The 608-nt window shown below is 38.2% G+C and carries 1 pseudogene; it reads right to left on the reverse strand.

From position 1 onward, the window contains the following. A pseudogene (locus tag ACQV2G_RS09145) lies at positions 1-558 on the reverse strand (IS256 family transposase); the annotation flags it as partial. Between the last annotated feature and the right edge of the window lie 50 nt (positions 559-608).

Here is a 608-nt window from a genome sequence, read left to right on the forward strand (position 1 = left end):
CTGACTCTGTAGGATAGACTTGAAAATCGAGTATTTCCTTATAGCCTTGAGCATCCATTCCAATAATTGTATGGACAGCTTCTTTAGACACACTACCGCGTCTTACAGATACAAAGGTGGCATCGCAGTATAGACAAACATCGTCTTGTTTAATCGGACGTTGTCGGTAAGCGGCTAATTCTTCTTCAAATGTTTTTGAAAGGTTGGAGAGGGTCGTTGGTGAATAACAATGACCCTACATTTTTTCAATAAGTTCTGAGATATCGCGTGTTGTCACACCTTTTTGATACATTAAAATTATCATCTTTTCTAAATGAGCAGGAGCATGTTGAAGGCATTCAAGCGTTTTAATATCAAACAGCCCTAACCGATCTCGTGATATTTTGAGGTGAAGCGTACCGATTCAGTCTGTAGTCTTCTAGAATAATAACCATTCCTTGAATTACCAGTATTATAACCTTTCACTTTCCACTTCTCATAATTAAGAAAAACCGTTCTTTCGCTCTCAAGCAGTAGATTAATGGCATCTTCTAAGGCCTGACGAAACAGTTCATGAATAGATTCTCCTTGTGCTAGTGCTGTGAATCATTTTGTGTTAAAGTCTTCCA

Source organism: Facklamia sp. P12955 (assembly GCF_050409565.1).
Lineage (GTDB): Bacteria > Bacillota > Bacilli > Lactobacillales > Aerococcaceae > Facklamia.